The organism is Ruoffia tabacinasalis (assembly GCF_005864045.1).
GTDB lineage: Bacteria > Bacillota > Bacilli > Lactobacillales > Aerococcaceae > Ruoffia > Ruoffia tabacinasalis.
In genome coordinates this window covers 1-685 of the sequence record NZ_VBSP01000112.1, presented here as the reverse complement: position 1 = coordinate 685, position 685 = coordinate 1, and the positions used below count along the sequence as shown (strand labels likewise).

The window sequence follows — 685 nt, the reverse complement described above, 5'->3', positions numbered from 1 at the left end:
ACCTTCTACGTAAAACATTTGAGAACAAGGTAAAGTAGCGATAAATATATACACCTTTCTATTTTCACCCGTATCAGGATCAATAACTGACAACGTCTGACCTGCCCAATCAACCTCCAATATTTCTCCAGGTTTTCGGCGAATGCGCATCGTTGCCTTATATTTCATCGCATAATTGTGATAATGTTCAGCGAAAGTTCGATAAGCATAAGGTATTTTCCCTACACTCTTTGCTTCTCGTACATACTCATCATGCAATAAAGTCAAAGTAACATTAGGTCTTGCTAATTCTTTATGGACATATTCGAAGTCCATGACATGCCGCCCGCTATTCTCCTGTTTCTTTTCAGGGTAAAGGAAATCTTCCAGCCATGGATCAGTGATTCCTTCATCCAACGGGATGATGATACCTCTCTTTTCTGCAAGTTTAATCACCTCCGTTACTTTTTGCCGTGAGTGCTGTGTAATCGTAGCTATACTTCTAAGCGATACGCCTTCACTATGTAATTCCAAAATCTTTCGATAAGGGAACATACAAAAACCTCCTATATATCTTATTGTCACGCTCACCTTTCTAAAAGATGTAAACGTGCTCAATAAGTATACAGGAGGATATATAAGTTTTGGTAAATTCTTCCGCAAAGAGTGGTAAAACTGTCCGCAATCACTGGTAAAAAGAACCGCA

General features: G+C 39.0%; 1 pseudogene. It reads right to left on the bottom strand.

Going from position 1 to position 685, the window contains the following annotated elements:
• Positions 1–534 (bottom strand): annotated as a pseudogene (locus tag FEZ33_RS12260) (IS21 family transposase); the annotation flags it as partial.
• Positions 535–685: the final 151 nt, after the last annotated feature.